General features: G+C 56.2%; 20 protein-coding genes. 12 read left to right on the top strand and 8 right to left on the bottom strand.

The features are described 5' to 3' along the window. Window positions 1-37: 37 nt before the first annotated feature. Window positions 38-1,240: an NAD(P)/FAD-dependent oxidoreductase gene (locus NMC31_RS18600; protein WP_253898780.1), complete on the bottom strand. Its 1,203-nt coding sequence runs from the start codon at window positions 1,238-1,240 to the stop codon at window positions 38-40. A gap of 219 nt (window positions 1,241-1,459) precedes the next feature. Here NMC31_RS18600 and NMC31_RS18595 point away from each other — a divergent pair, with 219 nt between their 5' ends. After that, window positions 1,460-1,963 (top strand): RrF2 family transcriptional regulator, encoded by a 504-nt coding sequence (locus tag NMC31_RS18595; protein WP_253898779.1) that lies wholly within the window; start codon window positions 1,460-1,462, stop codon window positions 1,961-1,963. 117 nt (window positions 1,964-2,080) lie between these two features. On the opposite strand, the gene uspA is transcribed toward NMC31_RS18595, so the two are convergent. Further along, complete coding sequence (gene uspA, locus NMC31_RS18590) at window positions 2,081-2,518, bottom strand: universal stress protein UspA (protein WP_004106650.1); 438 nt, start codon at window positions 2,516-2,518, stop codon at window positions 2,081-2,083. Window positions 2,519-2,940: 422 nt separating this feature from the next. Between uspA and uspB the strand changes: the two genes are divergently transcribed. Then, window positions 2,941-3,276: a universal stress protein UspB gene (gene uspB, locus NMC31_RS18585; RefSeq protein WP_149464079.1), complete on the top strand. Its 336-nt coding sequence runs from the start codon at window positions 2,941-2,943 to the stop codon at window positions 3,274-3,276. 61 nt (window positions 3,277-3,337) lie between these two features. On the opposite strand, the gene pitA is transcribed toward uspB, so the two are convergent. Further along, the gene (gene pitA / locus NMC31_RS18580; protein ID WP_108476775.1) at window positions 3,338-4,834 is read right to left on the bottom strand and encodes an inorganic phosphate transporter PitA; all 1,497 of its coding nucleotides are present in this window, start codon (window positions 4,832-4,834) and stop codon (window positions 3,338-3,340) included. A 230-nt stretch (window positions 4,835-5,064) separates the two neighbouring features. Here pitA and NMC31_RS18575 point away from each other — a divergent pair, with 230 nt between their 5' ends. From NMC31_RS18575 to NMC31_RS18560, 4 genes are all read left to right on the top strand, one after another. Beyond that, window positions 5,065-6,255 carry a BaiN/RdsA family NAD(P)/FAD-dependent oxidoreductase gene (locus tag NMC31_RS18575; protein WP_253898778.1) on the top strand — a complete coding sequence of 397 codons (1,191 nt, stop codon included), beginning with the start codon at window positions 5,065-5,067 and terminating at the stop codon, window positions 6,253-6,255. Window positions 6,256-6,827: 572 nt separating this feature from the next. Then, window positions 6,828-7,895 (top strand): HlyD family secretion protein, encoded by a 1,068-nt coding sequence (locus tag NMC31_RS18570; RefSeq protein ID WP_253898777.1) that lies wholly within the window; start codon window positions 6,828-6,830, stop codon window positions 7,893-7,895. Further along, entirely contained in the window at window positions 7,892-10,627 is a 2,736-nt protein-coding gene (gene rbbA, locus NMC31_RS18565; protein ID WP_253898776.1) for a ribosome-associated ATPase/putative transporter RbbA, read from the top strand. Before NMC31_RS18570 ends, rbbA begins: the two co-directional genes overlap by 4 nt. Next, window positions 10,627-11,751 (top strand): ABC transporter permease, encoded by a 1,125-nt coding sequence (locus NMC31_RS18560; protein ID WP_149464085.1) that lies wholly within the window; start codon window positions 10,627-10,629, stop codon window positions 11,749-11,751. Before rbbA ends, NMC31_RS18560 begins: the two co-directional genes overlap by 1 nt. 115 nt (window positions 11,752-11,866) lie before the next feature. Here the strand turns inward: NMC31_RS18560 and NMC31_RS18555 are convergent, their stop codons facing one another. Next, on the bottom strand, window positions 11,867-12,727 hold the full coding sequence (locus tag NMC31_RS18555) for a LysR family transcriptional regulator (RefSeq protein WP_253898775.1): 861 nt from the start codon (window positions 12,725-12,727) through the stop codon (window positions 11,867-11,869). A gap of 96 nt (window positions 12,728-12,823) precedes the next feature. Between NMC31_RS18555 and NMC31_RS18550 the strand changes: the two genes are divergently transcribed. Further along, a complete protein-coding gene (locus NMC31_RS18550) occupies window positions 12,824-13,333 on the top strand; it encodes a phenolic acid decarboxylase (RefSeq protein ID WP_253898774.1) in 510 nt (169 codons plus the stop codon). A 3-nt stretch (window positions 13,334-13,336) separates the two neighbouring features. Here NMC31_RS18550 and NMC31_RS18545 read toward each other — a convergent pair whose 3' ends face one another. After that, on the bottom strand, window positions 13,337-14,386 hold the full coding sequence (locus NMC31_RS18545) for an AI-2E family transporter (RefSeq protein ID WP_149464088.1): 1,050 nt from the start codon (window positions 14,384-14,386) through the stop codon (window positions 13,337-13,339). A 142-nt stretch (window positions 14,387-14,528) separates the two neighbouring features. On the opposite strand from NMC31_RS18545, the gene NMC31_RS18540 reads away from it, so the two are divergent. After that, a complete protein-coding gene (locus NMC31_RS18540) occupies window positions 14,529-15,749 on the top strand; it encodes an MFS transporter (RefSeq protein ID WP_253898773.1) in 1,221 nt (406 codons plus the stop codon). Here NMC31_RS18540 and NMC31_RS18535 read toward each other — a convergent pair whose 3' ends face one another. Together NMC31_RS18535 and NMC31_RS18530 are read right to left on the bottom strand one after the other, a co-directional pair. After that, a complete protein-coding gene (locus tag NMC31_RS18535) occupies window positions 15,750-16,307 on the bottom strand; it encodes a DcrB family lipoprotein (RefSeq protein ID WP_253898772.1) in 558 nt (185 codons plus the stop codon). A gap of 73 nt (window positions 16,308-16,380) precedes the next feature. Next, window positions 16,381-17,046 carry a 7-cyano-7-deazaguanine/7-aminomethyl-7-deazaguanine transporter gene (locus NMC31_RS18530; RefSeq protein ID WP_253898771.1) on the bottom strand — a complete coding sequence of 222 codons (666 nt, stop codon included), beginning with the start codon at window positions 17,044-17,046 and terminating at the stop codon, window positions 16,381-16,383. Window positions 17,047-17,245: 199 nt separating this feature from the next. Here NMC31_RS18530 and tusA point away from each other — a divergent pair, with 199 nt between their 5' ends. The 4 genes from tusA to NMC31_RS18510 all read left to right on the top strand — a co-directional run bounded on the left by tusA (window position 17,246) and on the right by NMC31_RS18510 (window position 20,474). After that, a complete protein-coding gene (gene tusA / locus NMC31_RS18525) occupies window positions 17,246-17,491 on the top strand; it encodes a sulfurtransferase TusA (RefSeq protein WP_149464092.1) in 246 nt (81 codons plus the stop codon). Window positions 17,492-17,676: 185 nt separating this feature from the next. After that, complete coding sequence (locus tag NMC31_RS18520; RefSeq protein ID WP_253898770.1) at window positions 17,677-18,660, top strand: TRAP transporter substrate-binding protein; 984 nt, start codon at window positions 17,677-17,679, stop codon at window positions 18,658-18,660. Between the two features lie 10 nt (window positions 18,661-18,670). Continuing rightward, window positions 18,671-19,180, top strand: coding sequence for a TRAP transporter small permease (locus tag NMC31_RS18515; RefSeq protein ID WP_253898769.1), 510 nt, complete (start codon window positions 18,671-18,673; stop codon window positions 19,178-19,180). 10 nt (window positions 19,181-19,190) lie between these two features. Beyond that, window positions 19,191-20,474 carry a TRAP transporter large permease gene (locus tag NMC31_RS18510; protein ID WP_149464095.1) on the top strand — a complete coding sequence of 428 codons (1,284 nt, stop codon included), beginning with the start codon at window positions 19,191-19,193 and terminating at the stop codon, window positions 20,472-20,474. 266 nt (window positions 20,475-20,740) lie between these two features. Here NMC31_RS18510 and zntA read toward each other — a convergent pair whose 3' ends face one another. Then, a complete protein-coding gene (gene zntA / locus NMC31_RS18505; protein WP_253898768.1) occupies window positions 20,741-22,942 on the bottom strand; it encodes a Zn(II)/Cd(II)/Pb(II) translocating P-type ATPase ZntA in 2,202 nt (733 codons plus the stop codon). Window positions 22,943-23,000: the final 58 nt, after the last annotated feature.

Here is a 23,000-nt window from a genome sequence, read left to right as displayed (position 1 = left end):
TCCCTCTCCCTGTGGGAGAGGGCCGGGGTGAGGGCCCCTACACAAACGGCGCGTACGGATCCGCCATCTCAAACGCCGCCGTTCTCTCCGCTTTCGGCGGGTAAATCAGCTCGCTGACGATAGACACCTTCAACTTCTTCGCCTCTTCGCGCGTCAGTTTCACCTGCTGATCCCATCCTTCGGTATACACAGCACCCCATGCGCCGAGATCCAGACAGGTGACGTACATCTCCTGGCGATACGGCGACGGTTCCACTCCCAGTAAACTGGCGGCAGCGTTATTCCCGGCGAATTTGCCCAGCAGAATCGCGTGCTGGCAGGTCATCAGCGCGTGGTTGCCTTTGTCATCCGTTGCCGCATACGCCACGTCGCCGGTGGCGAAAATCGCTTCATGGCCGACAACCTGAAGATTCGCATCCACATGCAGACGCCCCTGGCGATCGCGCGGCGCATCAATTTGTGCCGTCAGGTCGCTTGCCTGCACGCCCACGGTCCAGATAACGGTTGAAGAGGCAATTCGCTGCCCGTCTTTCAGCGTGACGCCAGTAGCATCCACCGATTCGACTTCTGCATTCACAATCCATTCGACCCCCAGTTCGTTGGAGGCATCGATGACCACATTGCGGAGTTCTTCACTGTAACGTGAACCCGGCTGTGGGCCGCGCTCAACTACGACTACTCTGGTCTTAGCATTTGAGCCAAGAATGTCGCGCAGACGGCCGGGTAATTCCATCGCCATTTCAATACCGGTAAACCCGCCGCCGCAGACGACGACGGTGTTACGCGCGTCACTTTCAGTTTGAGAGGCCAGAGAATGCAGATGTTTTTCTAAAACGGCGGCGCTTTCCAGCTGATCGAGATCGAAGGCATGCGCTTCAACACCTGAGACAAATGAACGGTTTACGTGACTACCGCTCGCCAGAATCAGGCGGTCGTAGGGATGCTGGTGAGTTTTACCGTCCGCATCTTTCCAGCTCACGCTACGCGAGTCGGTGTGGATATCAGATACGGTACCGCGCAGGAATGTCACGCCGGTGACGTCGAACAGCGGCATCAGCGGGGAAACCAGCGTTTCAACGTGACTTTCATAAAAACGCGGGCGCACGCGCAGCTCTGGCTGCGGAGCAATCACTGTAATATCAATAGCCTGATTATCATGCTTGTCCGCCAGGCGCGCCGCGCTCAGGGCAGCCCACATTCCGGCAAAACCGGCACCTACGATCAAAATTTGTTTACGCATCGCTCATTCACTCTGTTAACGTCGATTAATTGACTCGGATTTTATTGGTCGTAGTTTAAAAAGGCAATGTGAAAAATCAGCACGATTGGGTGCTTCCTTCTATCATTATGATTAATATCTATTTATTTTTTTAGTTTCGCCGTATTGAAATGAAGTGTCTGGATTGATAAGGGCGAACTAGCTACAATAACTCAGAGTTATATTGGCTGAGATTAAAGCATGGCATTTTACAGTTCCGGGGTTGAGTACGGCATTCATAGCCTGATGTGCATGGTAGACAGCAAGGGCGACACCCGTGATATGAGCGTGCGCGAAATTGCCGAGTTACAAAGCGTGCCCTATGACTACCTCGCCAAAATCTTCACTCGCCTGTCAAAAGCCGGGCTGGTGCGCAGCATTGAAGGGAAGGGCGGTGGTTTTCAGCTGGCAAAACCCGCGGAGCACATCACGGTGAAAGATGTGGCTGTTGCCATCGACGGTGAGAAGCGCATCTTTGAATGCCGCGAGATTCGCCAGCGGTTGGCCGTGTTTGATGAACAGCCGCCGGAGTGGGCGTGTGAAGGCATCTGCGGCGTGCGCTCGGTAATGGACATGGCACAGCAGCGAATGGAAGAGGCGCTGGCTCAGCACACGATCCTCGACCTTGCCCGCAAGATGTACCGCAAAGCGCCGGATGAATTTGTTATCGAAGTTCAGGACTGGATTGCCGCGCGCAAAGCGTAAGCGAATTGCCTGATGGCGCTACGCTTATCAGGCCTACGTGTCGATACGTGATTGTAGGCCGCACCACCTACAAAAACGCCCGCAAAAGCGGGCGTTGTCATTATGCGCGAGAGGCGATTACTCCTCTTCTTCGTCGCGCAGCGGAACAATCAACATATCGACGTGAACGGTGTTGATCAACTGACGAGCAGAAGACATCAGCTTGCTCCAGAAGTCCTGATGATGACCGCAAACCACCAGGTCCATATCGTATTTCTTGATGGCGTCGACCAGCACCTGGCCCAGATCGCCGCTGCCGCTCAGGGTTTCGGTAATCGGGTAACCCGCATTGGTAGACAGCTCAGACAGCGCATGGTGCGTCTCTTCCGAAATGCGTTTCTGCATGTCGCCCAGATTCACATCGATAAGGCCGGTGTAGAGATCGGAGTAGTTCACATCAACATGAATCAGGGAAACTTTCGCGTTGTATGGGCGTGCCATAGAAACGGCTTTCTCAACCAGTACTTTGCTTTCTGGTGAAAGGTCTACCGCGATAAGAATGTGTTTGTAAGCCATGGTGTTACTCCTTCCATAAAGTTGTCGATGACCAATGGGCGTGAAGTCGCCCGCGTCCTGCATATCGATTGCGCGGGGGGTAGCCCTGCCTTAAATCTGCTGCATCCGGGGATGCTAATCAGGCCTTGTAATAATCTTAAAGACCTCATTGTAGAAGATATTTCTACATTATAGCGACCGGGTCTGCGCGTCAATGCGACGCGATCACCAATTCTTTAAACAAATTTATCTAAAGACACCTATTGATAACGCTTAAGGTTGTGGTAAAAAATTTCACTAATCTCCTACACTATTTAATGAGCCGATCGGATAAATAAACGTGATCGGATTCTCACCTTTTCACTGAGCTGTCTAAGCTATTGGTTATCGGGGTGCGGTAGCCCGGGAGGAGTCTCCGCTGGGTGGGTCGCCGGGGAGGAGGTATGATCAGCACAATCGCGCTGTTTTGGGCCCTGTGTGTCGTCTGTGTGGTGAATATGGCACGCTATTTCTCGTCGTTGCGTGCATTGTTAGTGGTACTGCGTGGTTGCGATCCCTTGCTCTATCAGTATGTTGATGGTGGAGGTTTTTTTACCTCACATGGCCAACCCAGCAAGCAGGTGAGGCTGGTTTGGTACATTTACGGTCAGCGCTATCGCGACCATCATGACGACGAGTTTATCCGCCGCTGTGAGCGCCTGCGCCGCCAGTTTATTTTGACCAGTTCACTATGTGGTTTAGTGGTCGTGAGCCTGATCGCTTTGGCTCTCTGGCATTAGCTTCTCGCCATAAAAAAAGACGGGCCAGTTTCCTGACCCGTCTTTTTTGTCTGCCTGATAATCAGATAATCATCAACGACAGCCAATACAATCCGCCCGAAAGCAGAATCGATGCTGGCAGCGTGAACACCCATGCCATCAGAATGTTGGTCACGGTTTTCCGTTGCAGACCGCCGCCATCCACGATCATCGTACCCGCCACAGAAGAGGAGAGAACGTGAGTGGTGGAAACCGGCATCCCGGTATAACTCGCCAGGCCGATGGATACCGCAGAGGTCATCTGCGCCGCCATACCCTGTGCATAGGTCATGCCTTTCTTACCGATTTTTTCACCGATGGTGGTTGCCACACGGCGCCAGCCAATCATCGTACCGCAACCCAGAGCCAGCGCGACGGCCATGATGATCCAGACCGGTGCGTACTCAATCGTATTGAGCATGTCGCCTTTCAGTTTCTTCAGCAGACGCTGATCGTCAGCGCTCACTTCTGGCAGCTTAGCGACTTTGTCAGTGGTATCAGAGATACACAGCATGATGCGGCGCAGCTGGCTACGCTGTTCGACGCTCAGTTTGTCGTAGGTCTCGATATCCGCCAGCATGTTCTTCACGCGGGTTAACGCGTAGAGAGAGTTTGCCGGATGACAGTGCAGCTCGCCAGACGGCGTGATGGCGGTATCAGGCTCAGGAATAATCTGGTCAACACCGGTGACTTTTTTCAGCAACGCAGGATGTTGCTGATAGAAGACTTCAACGTTATTGATAGCATCACGGGTACGGGTGATTTCGTAGCCAGATGCGTTCATGTTGACCACGAACCCTGCCGGAGCCACGCCAATCAATACCAGCATGATCAGACCAATGCCTTTCTGACCGTCGTTCGCGCCGTGAGAGAATGCCACGCCGATAGCCGAAATGATCAGGGCAATACGCGTCCAGAATGGCGGCTTTTTCTTACCGTCTTTCTTTTCACGCTCTGCCGGCGTCAGGTGGATACGCGCACGTTTTTTCGTACCGCTCCAGTAGCGACGTAGCAGGAACACCAGACCACCTGCGAAGACCAGGCCGACAATTGGTGACACGATGAGGGAGCCGAAAATATTCAGTACTTTCGGAATGTTAAGCGCATCCACCACCGATGTGCCGGTCATCAGCGCATTGGTTAAACCAATACCAATGATCGCGCCAATCAGCGTGTGAGAACTGGATGCCGGCAGACCAAAATACCAGGTGCCGAGGTTCCAGATAATCGCAGCCAACAACATGGAGAAGACCATGGCGAGGCCGTGCGCTGAACTGACATTAAGCAGGAGATCTGTCGGTAACATATGCACAATGGCATAGGCTACACTCAGGCCGCCCAGCAGAACGCCGAGGAAGTTAAAGATAGCCGCCATGGCAACCGCAAGCTGCGATCGCATAGCGCGAGTATAAATCACGGTTGCCACTGCGTTTGCCGTATCATGGAAGCCGTTAATGGCTTCATAGAACAGAACAAAAATCAGAGCAAGTACCAACAAAAGCCCGGTATGTAAATCCAGACCTGCGAACAAATGTAACATAGTACGTTACGCCATTTTGAGGACATGAACGCGCGGCATTATCATGGACTTTGGCAGCGCGGGCAAAGTGAAATATAGACTTTTTTTGATATTCCCCCACAGTTCTATAGCTGTCGCAAATGATTATTTAAGATTTTTCAAATAGATATGCGGGATTGCCTTATATTTCACTGGTACGACATGCGTGAAAAATTTACAATTCCCGACAATCACTAAGTTGAGGATAGTGCGTGGAAAGGTTTGATGCCATTGTAATTGGGGCCGGTGCCGCAGGAATGTTTTGTGCCGCGCAGGCCGGGCAGGCGGGCCTGCGCGTACTGTTGCTGGATAACGGTAAGAAGCCCGGACGCAAGATTCTGATGTCCGGCGGCGGTCGCTGCAACTTTACTAATCTTTATGTCGAACCTGCGGCATATCTCAGCCAAAACCCGCATTTTTGCAAATCTGCGCTGGCGCGCTACACCCAATGGGATTTCATCGACCTGGTCGGAAAGCACGGCATTGCCTGGCACGAGAAGACGCTGGGGCAACTTTTCTGCGACGATTCCGCCGAGCAAATTGTAAAACTGCTGGTAGATGAATGTGCAAAAGGCAACGTTACGACACGCCTGCGCAGCGAAATATTGAGCGTTGAGCGTGATGAAGCGGGCTTTATCCTGCAACTCAACGGCGAAACGGTCACCGCGAAGAAACTGGTGATTGCCAGCGGTGGACTGTCGATGCCGGGCCTTGGCGCATCGCCATTTGGTTACAAAATTGCTGAACAATTCGGCCTGAAGGTTCTGCCAACCCGCGCCGGGCTTGTGCCTTTCACACTTCACAAACCGATGCTGGATGTTTCCCAAACTATCTCGGGTGTTTCTGTTCCCTCTGTTATTAGCGCAGAAGATGGCACCGTTTTCCGCGAAAGCCTGCTGTTTACGCACCGCGGTCTCTCCGGCCCGGCGGTGTTGCAGATCTCCAGCTACTGGCAGCCCGGTGAATTCGTCACCATTAACCTGCTGCCGGATATCGACCTTGCCGAATTCCTTGATGCGCAGCGTGTGGAACACCCGAATCAGAGCCTGAAAAATACCCTGGCAATGCATCTGCCGAAACGTCTGGTGGAGTGCTTGCAACAACTGGGGCAGATTCCGGATGTCACGTTAAAGCAGTTGAATGTGCGCGATCAGCAAACACTGGTGCAAACCTTAACCGAATGGCGCGTGCAGCCTAACGGCACAGAAGGGTATCGCACGGCGGAAGTGACGCTGGGCGGCGTGGATACCAACGAACTCTCTTCCCGAACCATGGAAGCGCGTAAGGTGCCGGGGCTGTATTTCATTGGTGAAGTGATGGATGTCACCGGCTGGCTGGGCGGCTATAACTTCCAGTGGGCGTGGTCAAGCGCCTGGGCCTGTGCGCAGGCGCTGAGCGAATAACGCCGGGGGCGCTGCGCTTGCCCGGCCTACAAGGGCGCAAACTCCGTAGGCCTGATAAGCGAAGCGCATCAGGCAAAAGCGCCGGGGGCGCTGCGCTTGCCCGGCCTACAAGGGCTCAATCCCGTAGGCCTGATAAGCGAAGCGCCATCAGGCAAAAGCGCCGGGGGCGCTGCGCTTGCCCGGCCTACAAGGGCTCAACTCCGTAGGCCTGATAAGCGAAGCGCATCAGGCAAAAGCGCCTCCACCGCCTGATTCCCGAAAGCCGCCAGGATGCTGCTACAAGAACACAATAGACATACAAAAATCAGGTGTTACTATCACATTGATACTATCAATGAGTACGCGTGTTTCATTTACGGCCAGGAACGCTGATGATGACAACATTACTACCCGATTTCGCAACACCTTCATCCAGCACTCTCCTTTACGGTGAGCGTCATTCCGACGCCTGTACACCGTCTGGCTCTCTCTCCTTTTTCCCTCTTATCCCGGAGGGGAATTGTCGCTGAACGCTTGTTCGGCGCGCTTTGTGACACGCGTGGTTTGGTAACAGGGATTATGGCGGGTCGAGCATGGACAAGATTAAACGTCATTTGACGTGGTGGATCATTGGCATTGTCGCGGTGGTAGCTGCCGTGGCGTGGTGGATGTTACGGCCCGCGGGTGTGCCGGAAGGGTTCGCGGTCAGCAATGGCAGAATCGAAGCCACGGAAGTGGATATCGCCACCAAAATAGCCGGGCGCATCGACACCATTCTGGTGTCGGAAGGGCAGTTTGTGCGTCAGGGCGAGGTATTAGCGAAGATGGATACCCGCGTGCTGAACGAGCAGCGCCAGGAAGCTATCGCGCAAATTAAAGAAGCCGAAAGCGCGGTAGCGGCTGCGCGAGCTTTGCTGGAGCAGCGCCAGAGCGAGATGCGTGCGGCGCAGGCGGTGGTGAAGCAGCGTGATGCCGAGCTGGCATCCGTCTCTAAACGTCATACCCGCTCGCAGACGTTATCGACGCGCGGCGCGGTCTCCGCGCAACAGTTAGATGACGATCGTGCGGCGGCAGAGAGCGCGCGTGCAGCGCTGGAGTCGGCGAGAGCGCAGGTCTCTGCATCCAATGCGGCGATTGAAGCGGCGCGCACCAATATCATCCAGACGCAAACGCGCGTCGAGGCAGCGCAGGCTACCGAGCGGCGCATTCAGGCTGATATCGACGACAGCGAGCTCAAAGCTCCGCGCGACGGGCGCGTGCAGTATCGTGTCGCCGAGCCGGGTGAAGTGCTGGCGGCAGGCGGTCGGGTGCTCAATATGGTCGATCTCAGCGATGTTTATATGACCTTCTTCCTGCCGACCGAGCAGGCGGGGTTGTTGAAAATTGGCGGTGAAGCGCGTCTGGTGCTTGATGCCGCGCCCGATCTACGCGTTCCGGCCACCATCAGCTTTGTGGCGAGCGTTGCCCAGTTCACGCCAAAAACCGTGGAAACCCGCGATGAGCGGCTGAAGCTGATGTTCCGCGTGAAAGCGCGCATTCCACAAGAGCTGCTGCAACAGCATCTGGAGTATGTAAAAACCGGGCTGCCGGGCATGGCGTGGGTGCGTCTGGATGAACAGCAACCCTGGCCGGATGACCTGGTGGTGAGGTTGCCGCAATGACAGGCCAGATACGGCCTCCCGTCGCACAGCTTGAAGGCGTCGGCCAGCGTTACGGCGCGACGGTGGCGTTAAAGAACATTACGCTGAACATTCCGTCACGGTGCATGGTGGGATTGATTGGCCCGGATGGCGTCGGGAAATCGAGCCTGCTGTCGCTGATTTCCGGTGCGCGGGTGATTGAGCAGGGCAATGTGATGGTGCTCGGTGGCGATATGCGCGATGCGGCGCACCGCCGCGATGTCTGCCCGCGTATCGCCTGGATGCCGCAGGGGCTGGGCAAAAACCTCTACCACACGCTATCGGTGTATGAAAACGTCGACTTCTTCGCGCGCCTGTTTGGCCACAATAAAGCGGAGCGCGAGGCGCGGATCACCGAACTGTTGAACAGTACCGGGCTGGCCCCGTTCCGCGATCGCCCTGCCGGGAAGCTCTCGGGTGGGATGAAGCAAAAGCTGGGGCTGTGCTGCGCGTTGATCCACGACCCGGAACTGCTGATCCTCGATGAGCCCACAACCGGCGTTGACCCGCTTTCACGCGCGCAGTTCTGGGATCTGATCGACAGCATCCGTGAACGACAAAGCAACATGAGCGTGCTGGTCGCGACCGCATACATGGAGGAAGCCGAGCGTTTCGACTGGCTGGTGGCAATGAACGCCGGGGAAGTGATGGCGACGGGCAGCGCGCAGCAACTGCGGGATAAAACCGGCAGCGAGACGCTGGAACAGGCATTTATCGCCCTGTTGCCAGAGGCGCAGCGGCAGGCGCATAAACCGGTCGTCATTCCGCCGTATCAGGCAGAAAATGCAGAAATCGCCATTGAAGCACGCGATCTCACCATGCGTTTCGGTGATTTTGTCGCGGTGGACCATGTGAATTTTCGCATTCCGCGCGGCGAGATTTTTGGTTTTCTCGGCTCCAACGGCTGCGGCAAATCGACCACCATGAAGATGCTCACGGGCCTGTTGCCTGCCAGCGGAGGTGAAGCCTGGCTGTTCGGTCAGCCCGTTGACCCGAACGATATCGAAACCCGTCGCCGTGTGGGGTATATGTCGCAGGCGTTCTCGCTTTACAGTGAACTCACCGTGCGGCAAAACCTCGAACTTCACGCCCGCCTGTTTCATATTCCCGAAGCGGAAATCCCGGCGCGAGTCGCGGAAATGAGCGATCGCTTCATGCTCGCCGACGTCGAAGACGCACTTCCCGCCGCGCTACCGCTGGGCATTCGCCAGCGATTGTCGTTGGCGGTGGCGGTGATCCATCGCCCGGAAATGCTCATTCTTGATGAACCGACTTCCGGCGTTGACCCGGTGGCGCGCGATATGTTCTGGCAACTGATGGTTGATTTGTCGCGGCAGGATAAAGTCACTATTTTCATCTCCACTCACTTTATGAACGAAGCGGAGCGCTGCGACCGCATGTCGCTGATGCACGCGGGCAAAGTGCTGGCCAGCGGCACGCCGCAGGAACTGGTTGAGCGCCGTGGCGCGGCGAATCTGGAAGAGGCGTTTATCGCCTGGCTTCAGGAAGCCTCCGGCCCTGCACCGCAGGTGCCGCCGCCAGACGACATCCCGGTGACGCATGAAGCGCCAAAACCGCCGCGTCAGGGCTTCAGCCTGCGCCGCCTGTTCAGCTATAGCCGCCGCGAAGCGCTGGAACTGCGCCGCGACCCGGTACGTTCTACGCTGGCGATGCTCGGTACGGTGATTCTGATGCTGATCATGGGTTATGGCATCAGCATGGATGTCGAAAACCTGCGCTTTGCCGTGCTCGATCGCGACCAGACCATGAGCAGCCAGGCATGGTCACTCAATCTTGCCGGTTCCCGCTACTTTATCGAACAGCCGCCGCTCACCAGTTATGACGAGCTGGATAAACGAATGCGCGCAGGCGACGTTGCGGTGGCGATCGAAATTCCGCCCAACTTTGGTCGTGATATTGCACGTGGTACGCCGGTGAAAATCGGCGTCTGGGTGGATGGTGCGATGCCGAGCCGGGCGGAAACGGTGCAGGGTTACGTGCAGGCGATGCACCAGACCTGGCTACAGGACGTCGCCAGTCGCCAGCCGACGTCAAACGCGCAGAACGGCCTGATGACCATCGAAACCCGCTATCGCTATAACCCGGATGTAAAAAGTCTTCCGGCGATTGTGCCTGCGGTTATTCCATTACTGCTGATGATGATCCCTTCAATGCTCAGCGCATTAAGCGTGGTGCGTGAGAAAGAGCTGGGGTCAATTATTAACCTCTACGTTACGCCGACGACACGGAGCGAATTTCTGCTCGGCAAACAGTTGCCCTACATCGCGCTGGGGATGCTCAACTTCTTCCTGCTTTGCGCGTTGTCGGTGTTTGTGTTTGGCGTTGAACACAAAGGCAGTTTCCTCACCCTGACGCTGGCGGCGCTGCTGTATGTCACCATCGCTACCGGGATGGGGCTGCTGATTTCCACCTTTATGAAAAGCCAGATCGCCGCCATTTTTGGTACCTCGATCATTACGCTGATCCCGGCGACGCAGTTCTCCGGGATGATCGATCCGGTGGCGTCGCTGGAAGGGCCGGGGCGGTGGATCGGCGAGATCTACCCGACCAGCCATTTCCTGACCATCGCGCGCGGGACGTTTTCGAAGGCGCTGGATCTGGGCGATCTCTGGCCGCTGTTCATTCCGCTGCTGATTGCTGTGCCGCTGGTGATTGGCCTGAGCGTGCTGCTGCTGAAAAAACAGGAGGGATGATGCGCCGATTACGCAATATTTATAACCTGGGCATCAAGGAGCTGCGCAGCCTGTTGGGCGATAAAGCGATGCTGGCGCTGATTGTGTTTGCGTTTACGCTGTCGGTTTACTCGTCGGCAACGGTCACGCCGGGGTCGCTGCATCTGGCGCCTATCGCTATCGCGGATATGGACCAGTCGCAGCTTTCTAACCGTATTGTGAATAGCTTTTACCGCCCGTGGTTTCTGCCGCCGGAGATGATCACTGCCGATGAAATGGACGCCGGGCTGGATGCCGGGCGTTATACTTTCGCGGTGAACATTCCGCCCAATTTTCAGCGTGACGTGCTGGCCGGGCGTCAGCCGGATATTCAGGTGAACGTCGATGCCACGCGCATGAGCCAGGCGTTTACCGGCAACAGCTACATCCAGAGCATTATCAACGGCGAGGTGAACAGTTTTGTCGCGCGCTACCGCGATAACAGCGAGCCGCTGGTGGCGCTGGAAACGCGGATGCGTTTTAACCCGAACCTTGAGCCTGCGTGGTTCGGTGGGGTGATGGCGATTATCAACAACATCACCATGCTGGCGATTGTGCTGACGGGCTCGGCGCTGATCCGCGAGCGCGAGCACGGCACCGTAGAGCATTTGCTGGTGATGCCCATTACGCCGTTTGAAATCATGATGGCTAAGGTGTGGTCGATGGGACTGGTGGTGCTGGTGGTGTCCGGGCTGTCGCTGGTGCTGATGGTGCAGGGCGTGCTGGGCGTGCCGATTGAAGGCTCGATCCCGCTGTTTATGCTCGGCGTGGCGTTGAGTCTGTTTGCCACCACGTCCATCGGGATTTTCATGGGCACGGTCGCGCGCTCAATGCCACAGCTGGGGCTGCTGATGATTCTGGTGCTGTTGCCGCTACAGATGCTCTCCGGCGGCTCAACGCCGCGCGAGAGCATGCCGCAAATGGTGCAGGACATTATGTTGTCGATGCCGACGACCCATTTTGTCAGTCTGGCGCAGGCGATTCTTTATCGCGGGGCCGGGTTTGATATTGTCTGGCCGCAGTTTGTCACGCTGCTGGCGATTGGCGGGGTGTTCTTTATGATTGCCCTGCTGCGGTTCAGGAAGACGATTGGCACGATGGCGTAGCTTGCGGTTGCCGGATGGTGCTTCGCTTATCCGGCCTACGAATTCATTGATGATGTTCGCCTGTAGGCCGGATAAGGCGCAGCCGCCATCCGGCATTTCCCTGCACCACGTTTCCCTACCCCTCGCTAAACAATCGCAACAGCGTCTCAACCTGTTCATCCAGCGGGGCGAAATCCTGCTTCACAATCAAATGCAGCGGCGTGGCGCGACGCGCGCCGTGGTCGAGCGGTAAAGGCTTCAACACGCCCTGTTCCAGCAGGCGCTGTATGCGCTCTTCCGGTAACCAGCCATAGCCCACCTGATACATCACCGCATCAATCGCCGCATCAATCGTTGAAAACGTCCACGCATCGTTGCCCGGCTGACGAGCGTTGTCATGGTCGGCAATACGAATGAGCGGCCAGTTACGCAGCATCTCATCGCTGAACGGCGCATCCTGGTGAAACAACGGGTGGTCGCGGTGGGCGACGGCGACAAAATCGATATTCATCAGCCATTCGCCGCGCCCGGTAATATCCTGGCGTCGCGTCAGCACCATGACATCCGCTTCTGCCAGCACGCCGTCGCTGTCGGTGCTGTTTTCCAGCACTTCCGTCAGTCGTACCTGCGTTTGCGGATAATGCTGCTGAAACTGGCGCAAAATCGCAAACAGACGTTTACGAGGAAAGATGCTGTCTACGACCAGATTAAGCCGCGTGCGCATGCCATCGCGCAACGTGGCGGCGCGTGTTTCGACCCAGGAAAAGGCTTTCAACAAGGGTTTTACCTGGCTCAGCAGCAGTTCGCCTGCGGGCGTCAGTACCGCGCGGCGGCCTTCCGGCACCAGCAGCGCAACACCTAATCGTTCCTGCAATAGTGACAAGTTATAGCTAACCGATGACTGGCTACGGTTGGTCTCTTCTGCCGCTTTGGCAAAGCTGCCGAGCGCCACCACTTTTTCCAGTAGCGCCCATTGTTCCAGGGTGGTCTTATGCATTATTGATTTAAAATTTAGATGAATTTCATTCAAACATAGCGTTATTCATTCATTTTTTAAAGCAATAAGATAACTCCATCGAAAAGAGGAGAACGAATGATGAGCAGCTTTGATAAAAATGATTTGAGCGGTTTTATCGGTAAACATCTGGTTTATACCTACGATAATGGCTGGAACTACGAGATTTACGTCAAAAACGGCAACACCCTTGATTACCGCATTCACAGCGGTCTGGTTGGGAATCGTTGGGTGAAAGATCAGCAGGCATACATCGTGCGCGTCGGGGAAAGCATCTACAAAATTTCATGGACTGAACCGACCGGAACTGACGTCAGCCTGATTGTGAATTTGGGCGACAAACTGTTCCACGGCACTATCTTCTTCCCACGCTGGATAATGAATAACCCGGAAAAAACCGTCTGCTTCCAGAACGATCACATTCCGCTGATGAATTCATATCGTGATGCAGGCCCGGCTTACCCAACCGAAGTGATTGATGAGTTCGCGACCATAACTTTTGTACGCGACTGCGGCCCGGACGATGACACGGTCATCGCCTGCGCCGCCAGTGAACTGCCGAAAGATTTCCCGGCAAACCTGCGCTAAACATTAGCCCGGCAGGCGGCTTTTGGGCCGCCCCGGGCCAAGCAGTATCGCCAGTTTGCTGCCGCCTTTTGTGGTTTCCATCCAGATTTTACAGACGCTGGTCAGCGGCACCGACAGCAACATGCCCACCGGCCCCAGCAGCCATCCCCATATCAGCAACGACAAGAACACCACCAGCGTCGACATCCCCAGACGATGCCCCATCACGCGTGGCTCCAGAATATTGCCCAGCACCATGTGCACCACCAGGAACAGCGCGCCGACCATCAAACATTCGTAATAGCCATTAAACAGCAGCGCCTGAATCATCGGGGGGATAGCGGAAATCACCGAGCCAATGTTGGGAATATAGTTCAGCAAAAACGCCAGCACGCCCCACATCAGCGCGAACTGCACGTCGAGCAGCAGCAGGCCAAGCCAGACAATCACGCCGGTCATGAGACTAATAAACGTTTTGAGCGCCAGATAATGTGAGACCCCTTTTAATGCGCGGTGAAGGCCGGCGATATGCACTTGCGGATTCACAAGGGCAAAACGCAACTTATAGGGCACGTGGCGGGCTTCGAAAAGCATAAACACCACGGTCATAATCAGCAGCACAATGCTGGTCATCGCCCCGGATAGCTGGGTCATTAAGGTGGTCGCCAGGGTCATCACTTTATCGGAATCCATTCGCTGGAGTAATCTTTCCGGCGAAACGTGCAGATGCAGAAATGGCAGCATCTCCTGCAACTCGATAAATTTGCGGGTGAGCTCTTTGTTGTAGCTCGGCATCAGGGCAATGAAGTCATTGATCGATGAAGCGAGCACGGCCATCAGCGCCGTCAGGAAGAAGAGCATCACTATCATCACAATGGTGATGGCGAGCGCGCGGGAAAATCCCCGACGCATAAACCACCTTACCAGCGGGTTAAGCACAATGGCGAAAAAGAGCGCCAGCAGCAACTGGACGATAATATCGGCGGCGGCATGAATACCGGCCAGGATCACCACCAGGGCGGCGAGTTTGAGTAAAATATGCAGGCCCGCTTTATCAGGCTGTGGGGAGGTCATATCGAATTCCTTTTGATCGTTCGCACTTAAGTGTAGTGCGAAGCGGCAAGCGCATTATCTGAAAGTGCGCGGCGCAAAAGCGCGACTTCAATTTCAGCGCATGCAATAATGAAAACATCGTTTTAAAATTCGGATGTTTGTCATGCCAGACGCCGCAGATGGGGCGCAACTCAGCGGTTTTCGCCTCAATTTACGCATCGTTTCCGTCGTTATTTTCAACTTCGCCAGCTATCTCACCATCGGCCTGCCGCTCGCGGTGCTGCCGGGCTATGTCCATGATGTCATGGGGTTTAGCGCCTTCTGGGCGGGTCTGGTTATCAGCCTGCAATACTTCGCCACGCTGTTAAGTCGCCCGCATGCCGGGCGCTATGCCGACCAGCTCGGGCCGAAGAAAATCGTGGTGTTTGGTCTGTGCGGCTGTTTTCTCAGTGGCCTGAGTTATTTACTGGCGGCGATGGGCGGCGGCTGGCCGATGGTAAGCCTGGTGCTGCTGTGTCTGGGGCGCGTGATTCTGGGGATTGGGCAAAGCTTTGCTGGAACGGGCTCTACGCTGTGGGGTGTCGGCGTGGTGGGCTCCCTGCATATCGGGCGGGTGATTTCCTGGAACGGCATCGTGACTTATGGCGCAATGGCGATGGGCGCGCCGCTCGGCGTGCTTTGTTATCAGTACGGTGGCCTGCATGGGCTGGCGTTGGTGATTATGGCGGTTGCCGCGCTGGCGGTGATTTGCGCGCTGCCGCGTGCTGAAGTGAAAGCGGCGAAGGGCAAAGTGATGTCGTTTCGCGCGGTGCTCGGTCGCGTCTGGCCCTACGGCATGGCACTGGCACTGGCCTCGGCGGGCTTCGGCGTTATCGCCACCTTCATTACGTTGTTTTACGACGCCAAAGGCTGGGACGGCGCAGCGTTCGCGCTCACGCTCTTTAGCTGCGCGTTCGTCGGCACGCGTCTGCTGTTCCCCAACGGGATCAACCGTCTGGGCGGGCTGAACGTGGCGATGATCTGTTTTTCGGTTGAGATTATCGGCCTGTTACTGGTGGGCATCGCCGACACGCCGCTGATGGCGAAAATCGGTACCTTCCTTGCGGGAGCGGGCTTCTCGCTGGTATTCCCGGCGCTGGGCGTGGTGGCGGTGAAGGCCGTGCCGCAGCAAAATCAGGGTTCCGCGCTGGCCACCTATACGGTATTTATGGATTTATCGCTTGGGATCACCGGGCCGCTCGCCGGGTTGATGATGGCGTGGATGGGCGTATCGACGATTTATCTGGCTGCTGCCGGGCTGGTGGCGATTGCCTTGCTGCTGGGATGGCGGCTAAAAAAAAGGCCTCCGGTTGAACAACCGAAGGCCGCGTCGTCATCAGACTAATTAGTTGATGACGATAGTATTGATGATGTTCTCAGCGGCAGTCTGCGCCTGCTGCTGATTATCTGCCGGCAGGGTAACCTGCATCGTCAGCAGCTTGCCATCAATTTTGCCGAGGATAACGGAAGAGTATGCAGTCTGGCCTTTAGCAGAGATGATGCTGTCCAGTTGTTGCAGCGTCTGGCCTTTCACCTCGATGGATTTATTGGTCACAACCTGCAACTGCGGGTCGCGGCTACGCTGCTGTTCTTCCAGACGTTTCGCCATTACGCCGAGGTCTTCATCGGTGTTGTCGCCCACGATAACGATCACGGCTTTCTGCCCGGTAGCATCGGAGTAGACGTGCATATTGTTGCTCTGGGTGCCCATTTTTCCGCTCTGGTCGGTCATGTCTGCGGGTAATGAGAAGCTCAGCTTGCCATCCAGCAGATTAATCGGCTGCCCGGAGGCGTTGCTCTCTGCCGCTGCACCCTGTGCCGGAGCTTTGGTATCGCTGTTGTCACAGGCTGCCAGCCCAACAACCAGCAGGCCAATACCAACGTATTTCACCAATTTGCGCATTGACTTCTTCCTTTCGATAAACGGCCATTAACGGCTCATTCACCCATCTTATCACAACTCGGAAAACGAACCTTTAACCTGGCTGCATTGCTGACAAATCAGATTTGTCTGCCAGCCGTTTCATCAGCATATTCAGCAGTACGCCGTACATCGGCAGGAAGAAGATGATACTGATCAGCACTTTAAAGCAGTAATCGACCAGGGCGATTTCCACCCAGTGCTGTGCCATAAACGGGTCGGTGCTGCGCCAGAAGGCGATGAAGAAGAAGGCCAGCGTGTCGCTGATGTTGCCAAACAGCGTCGAGGCCGTCGGCGCAAGCCACCAGTGACGGCTTTGGCGCAGGCGGTTAAAGACGTGAACGTCGAGGATCTGCCCCAGCGCGTAGGCCATAAAGCTGGCGGCGGCGATACGGGCGACAAACAGGTTGAAGCTCGCCAGTGCGCCAAAGCCCTGCCATTCACCCATATAGAAAAGTGATGAAATAGCGTAGGAGACCATCAGCGCGGGGATCATCACCGCGAAGACAATGCGACGAGCCAGCGGCGCGCCGAAAATGCGCACGGTGAGGTCAGTCGCGAGGAAAATAAACGGAAAGCTGAACGCGCCCCAGGTGGTGTGGAAGCCAAAAACAGAAACCGGCAACTGCACCAGATAGTTACTGGAAATAATAACCAGCAAATGGAATAGCGATAGCCAAACCAGCGCGTGCTTGCGCTGTACGGATGTAAAGGGAGTCATATTGTACCTTTTTAGAGATTGGGGTGAGGGAACCCAATAAAACTGTTCGTATTCTTATCGTTACCTGCGCGATAAGGGAGCGAATGATACTGCTTCCGCGCGGCATTGCAATGGTTGTTTTTCACGCAATCGTTAACCTGACTTGCGTCACAGAAATCACGGCGTAAACTAAGGCCGATTTTTCTACGGTGAGACCACAATGACCGATCTGTTTGCCAGCCCAAACCACACTTTAGATGCCCTTGGCCTTCGTTGCCCGGAGCCGGTAATGATGGTGCGCAAAACTGTACGCACGATGCCCGTAGGCGAAACGCTGCTGATTATTGCCGACGACCCGGCAACCACCCGCGATATTCCCGGTTTCTGCACGTTCATGGAACATGAACTGATTGCTAAAGAGACCGACGCTCTGCCGTATCGCTACCTGCTGCGTAAAAGCCATTAGTTTTTGTCAGGGCAGATTCTGTGATCTGCCCTGAAATATCGTTATCACATCGTTAAAATCTCGTTTCGAAATTGTTTCTTTTGTGAGTTATCTCACCGCCCACCTCGCACTTCCCGTCTAGCTTTTAAGCGGAAAACTAAAACAACGTTTTATCTCTTACCGCAAAATACCGCTGGAGCTGACCGATGAAGATGACTGTTAAGCCATTCGTGGCCGCTTTGTGCCTTTCAACCGCCACTCTCCTGTTTACCTCTTACGCCTCGGCGCAGGTGATAAAAGCTGCAGATGTTCACCCCGAAGGCTACCCGAACGTGGTGGCCGTGCAGCATATGGGGGAGAAACTCAAACAACAAACCGGTGACAAGCTGGAGATTAAAGTCTTTCCCGGCGGCGTGCTGGGCGATGAAAAGCAGATGATCGAGCAGGCGCAGATGGGGGCGATCGACATGATCCGCGTATCGATGGCCCCGGTCGCGGCGATTTTGCCCGATATCGAAGTCTTCACGCTGCCCTACGTTTTTCGCGACGAAGATCATATGCATAAAGTGATAGACGGCGACATCGGCAAGCAGATTGGCGACAAGCTCACCAACAATCCGAAATCGCGACTGGTTTTCCTCGGCTGGATGGACTCCGGCACGCGTAATCTCATCACCAAAGAACCGGTGCTCAAGGCGGACGATCTCAAGGGCATGAAGATCCGTGTGCAGGGCAGCCCGGTGGCGCTGGCGACACTCAAAGATATGGGCGCGAACTCGGTGGCGATGGGCGTGAGTGAGGTATACAGCGGCCTGCAAACGGGCGTGATTGACGGTGCGGAGAATAATCCACCAACGTTTATCGCCCATAACTACCTGCCTGTCGCTAAAAACTACACCCTGAGCGGCCACTTTATCACCCCGGAAATGCTGCTCTACTCGAAAGTGACGTGGGACAAACTGAGCCCGGAGGATCAGCAAAAAATCATCACCCTGGCCCATGAAGCTCAGATGGAGCAGCGCGCGCTGTGGAAAGCGTACAACGAGCAGGCGCTGGCGAAGATGAAAGCGGGCGGCGTGCAGTTCCACGAAATCGACAAAACCTTCTTTGTTCAGGCCACGGAACCGGTGCGTAAAGCGTATGGCGAAAAGCATCAGGACCTGATGAAAGCCATTGCTGATGTCCAGTAGCGGAGGCCCTATGTCAGAGCGTTTTTCGCGAGCGATGGATCGGCTCTATATGCTGGCGATGTGGGTTGCCGGACTGTCACTGTTGCTGATGACGGTTGTCATTCCGGTGGGGATTTTCTCTCGTTATGTGCTCAACCGGGGCGAATCCTGGCCGGAGCCGATAGCCATTATCTGCATGGTGACGTTCACCTTTATCGGCGCGGCGGTGGGTTATCGCGCCGGGTCGCATATCGCGGTCAACATGCTCACCGACCGACTGCCCGCTACGCTGCAAAAAGCGGCGGCGCGGCTGGTGGACTTATTGATGCTGGTCGTGACCGCCATCATGTTCTGGTACAGCTTTTGGCTCTGTGTCGAGTTGTGGGAGCAGCCCGTCGCGGAATTCCCGCTAATGACTTCCGGCGAGAGCTATCTGCCGCTGCCTGTAGGTTCTGCGGTGCTGATTCTGTTTGTGATTGAGCGTCTGCTGTTCGGTTCGCAGGAACACCGCCCGGTGGTGCTCATCGGTAACCACGGTTAAGAGGTGAAAGATGGATGCGTTTATTTTGCTTTTCACCCTCGCCATTTTGTTGGCCGTGGGGATGCCTGTCGCGTTTGCGGTGGGCCTGAGCGCCGTTGCCGGCGCGCTGTGGATTGACCTGCCGCTGGAGGCGTTGATGATCCAGATAACCAGCGGGGTGAACAAGTTCACCCTGCTGGCGATCCCATTCTTCATTCTGGCGGGAGCGATTATGGCTGAGGGGGGTATTGCCCGGCGGTTGGTCAATTTTGCCTATCTGTTCGTGGGCTTTATTCGCGGCGGGCTATCGCTGGTGAACATTGTCGCCTCGACCTTTTTCGGTGCGATTTCTGGTTCATCGGTGGCGGATACGGCGTCTATTGGCAGCGTGATGATCCCGGAGATGGAGAAAAAGGGCTATCCACGCGAATACGCGGCGGCGGTGACGGCAAGCGGTTCGGTGCAGGCGATTCTGATTCCACCCAGCCATAACTCGGTAATTTACTCGCTGGCGGCGGGCGGTACGGTCTCTATCGCGTCGTTGTTTATTGCGGGCGTGCTGCCGGGGCTGCTACTGGGATTGTGCCTGATGATTCTGTGCCTCGGTTTTGCCCACAAGCGTGGTTATCCGAAAGGCGAACGCATTCCGCTCAGGCAGGCGCTGAAGATTTTTGTCGATGCGCTGTGGGGGCTGATGACGGTGGTCATTATTCTCGGCGGTATTCTCTCGGGCATTTTCACCGCCACGGAGTCGGCGGCGGTAGCCTGCCTGTGGGCATTCTTCGTGACCATGTTTATCTACCGTGATTACAAATGGAACGAGCTACCGAAGCTGATGTGCCGGACGGTGAAAACGGTCAGTATCGTAATGATTTTGATTGGTTTTGCCGCCGCATTTGGTGCGGTGATGACCTATATGCAGCTTCCGGTGCGCATTACCGGGTTCTTCACGTCGTTGTCAGATAACAAATACGTCATCCTGATGTATCTCAACATCATGCTGCTGCTGATTGGTACGCTGATGGACATGGCACCGATTATCCTGATCCTGACGCCGGTGCTGTTGCCGGTGACCAATGCGTTAGGCATCGACCCGGTGCATTTTGGCATGATCATGATGGTGAATCTGGGGATTGGCCTGATTACCCCGCCGGTGGGCTCGGTGCTGTTTGTCGCAAGCGCAGTGAGTAAGCAGAAGATCGAAAGTGTGGTGAAAGCGATGCTGCCGTTTTACGGCATGCTGTTGATGGTGCTGGCGCTGGTCACCTACGTTCCGGCGATATCGCTATGGTTGCCGAGAGTATTGGGGATGTGAGTTTGATGCGCGTTGTTGCCGGATGGCGCTTCGCTTATCCGGCCTACGAATGTATTGGCGATGTTAATCCCACGCCGCAATCTTACCGTAGGCCGGATAAGGCGCAGCCGCATCCGGCAAACCCCGGCACCGCACTCATTGACGCTCGCATGTTTTCGTAGGCCGGATAAGGCGCAGCCGCATCCGGCAAACTCCGCCACCGCACTCATTGACGTTCGCATGTTCTCGTAGGCCGGATAAGGCGCAGCCGCCATCCGGCAAACCCATCACCGCAGCCTCATTCGCAACAACCGCAGCGCGTTCAGCGTGACCAGCACCGTTGCCCCGGTATCCGCCAGCACTGCCAGCCACAACCCGGTAATGCCAAGCAGGGTGGTGACGAGGAAAATGCCTTTCAACCCCAGCGCAATGGCGATGTTCTGCCGCACGTTAGCGTGCGTGGCCCGCGCCAGGCGCAGCATTTGCGCCAGTCCGGTTAAGCGGTTGTGCGTCAACGCAGCATCGGCAGTTTCCAGCGCCACGTCGCTGCCGCTACCCATCGCAATGCCAATGGTGGAGGCTTTCATGGCCGGCGCGTCGTTAATACCGTCGCCGACCATCGCCAGCGGCGCTTTCGCATTCAGCGCCGTGACTTCGGTGACTTTATCCGCCGGCAGTAGCCCGGCGCGGAAATCGAGCCCCAGTTCGCCCGCAATGGCCGCTGCCGCACGTGGGTTATCGCCGGTCAGAATAATGCCCTGAATGCCCAGCGTATGCAGGGTGTCGATAGCTTCGCGCGCGTCATCACGCAGCGTATCGCGCAGTGCCAGTACGCCCAGCAGCGTCTCTTCACGTGTCACCAGAACTACCGTGTTACCGGCTTTTTCCAGTTCTTCAATCTGCGCTTGATGGGCATCTGCCGGGAATTTACCCGCCGCGCAAATCAGAATGCGTTTCCCGTTCACGTCGGCTTCGATACCGGAACCGGCCAGCGTGCGCTGGTCGTCGGCTGCGGGTAGCGTTAGCTGGCGCTGCTGTGCCTCGCGAACAATCGCCTGCGCCAGCGGGTGCGTTGATCCTTGCTCCACGGCGGCGGCCAGCGCCAGCAAACTGTTTTCATCGAGTTCTGCGGTAGCGACAACGGATGTCACCTGCGGTTTGCCGACGGTTAGCGTGCCGGTTTTATCGAATGCCACCTGCTGCACGCGCCCCAGTTGTTCCAGCGCCGCGCCGCCTTTAATCAACGCGCCATAACGCGCGGCGGTTGCCAGGCCAGAAGTAATCGCCGCCGGAGTGGAGATAACCAGCGCGCACGGGCAGCCAATCAACAGTAGCGTCAGGCCTTTATAAATCCACTCCAGCCAGGGCGCAGAAAACGCCAGCGGCGGGACCAGCGCAACCAGCAGCGCCACGACCATAATCGCCGGGGTGTAGATGCGGCTGAAACGGTCAATAAAGCGCTCAATCGGCGCGCGGCGCTCTTCCGCTTCTTCAATTAAACGCAGAATGCGGTCGATAGCACTGTCGCCAGGCTGTGAAGTGACGGTGATCTGCACCAGGCGATCAACGCTGGTGGCCCCGGCGCTGACGCGCTCGCCCGCACTGTGTTCCACCGGGATAGATTCACCGGTTAAGGCACTTTCATCAAAGCTGGCAAAGGCAGAAAGCAGCGTGCCGTCGGCAGGTAAGCGTCCGCCCGCTGCTACTTCAATCACATCGCCAGGGCGTAAATCCTGCTGCGCGACGGTTTCACGCTGGTCGCCACGCACGCGCACAGCGGTGTCGGGTTTCAGCGCCATCAGCGCGCTCACGCCCTGACGCGCGCGGGTCGCCGCCCAGCCTTCGAGTCGTTCGCCGATCAAAAACAGCAACAACACCATCGCCGCTTCCGCCGTTGCGCCAATAAACAGCGCACCGATAGCCGCGACGCTCATCAGCGTTTCGATAGCAAACCAGCTACCGCTTTTGATCAGGCGTAACGCCTGACGTGCCACCGGATAGAGGCCGACCAGCGTCGTCGCAATAAACGCGGCGTTCCCGAGAGGATGATTGAAATGCTCGAGCCCCCAGCTGATAACCATCAGCAGGGTCAGCAAAATGAGCGGCAGGTTTTCACGCAGGCGGGAAGACGCTTCTTCCGTTTTCGGCGCGTTTTCATTACGCAGGGTGTACCCGGCGGCGGTGACCGCGCGTTCGACCTGGTCGCGAATGTCATTATCGGCATCGACCAGCAGCTTTTCGGTGGCGAACAGCACTTTGACCTGTTTAACGCCGGGGATCTGACTTACCGCCGTTTCGACTTTGCGGGCGCAGGCGGCGCAGTCCATGCCATCGACAAGCCAGCTGTAGCGGGCATCCGGCAGGTTGTCGGCGGCGGTTGACGCGCATTCGCCGTCGCAGCAGCAGTCGTCCGTTTTGGCAGGTGCAGGGGTAAACTTCAGCGAGGAAAACTGCGGCGCTTTAGCGGGCTTCGTCTCTGGAGTCGACATGGTATCCTCCGGTTAATGATCGTTGTTTCATTAAACGCAGCATACACTCTGGAGTCGA

Source organism: Pseudocitrobacter vendiensis, from assembly GCF_943590815.1.
Taxonomy (GTDB): domain Bacteria; phylum Pseudomonadota; class Gammaproteobacteria; order Enterobacterales; family Enterobacteriaceae; genus Pseudocitrobacter; species Pseudocitrobacter vendiensis.
Note: the sequence above shows the minus strand (reverse complement) of the source record. Positions and strands in the feature narration are given on the sequence as shown.